We start from the raw sequence: 296 nt of genomic DNA, 5'->3' as shown, positions 1-296 counted from the left end.
CGGAACGCACGAACGAACCCGAGCCGGTTTGAACCATCTCGCGTTGCGCGTCGCCGGCCGGGAGCAGCTCGACCATGTGCGCGAGCAGGCCAGCCGGCATGGCTGGCGAGAACTATTTGCCGAGCTCTACCCTCACGCTGGCGGGCCGGATCACACTGCGCTGTTCCTCGAAAACACAGAGGGCTTCGAGTTCGAGCTCGTCGCCGATTGAACATCCGCTCTTGCCGCGATCCGCAGGTCGAACAGTGCGGTCCAAGAGGGTTGGATCGTTCTACGTCGAGGCGTTTGTCGCGGTC

At 63.5% G+C, this 296-nt stretch carries 1 protein-coding gene; it reads left to right on the top strand.

Going from position 1 to position 296, the window contains the following annotated elements:
- Positions 1-211 (top strand): VOC family protein (locus tag FJR00_RS15600; RefSeq protein ID WP_475483690.1); only part of this gene is annotated, 211 nt, incomplete at its 5' end.
- Positions 212-296 lie beyond the last annotated feature (85 nt).

The organism is Ornithinimicrobium kibberense, assembly GCF_006519705.1.
Taxonomy (GTDB): domain Bacteria; phylum Actinomycetota; class Actinomycetes; order Actinomycetales; family Dermatophilaceae; genus Ornithinicoccus; species Ornithinicoccus kibberensis.
The sequence above is the reverse complement of the archived record's forward strand: the minus strand, read 5'-3'. Positions and strand labels throughout refer to the sequence as shown.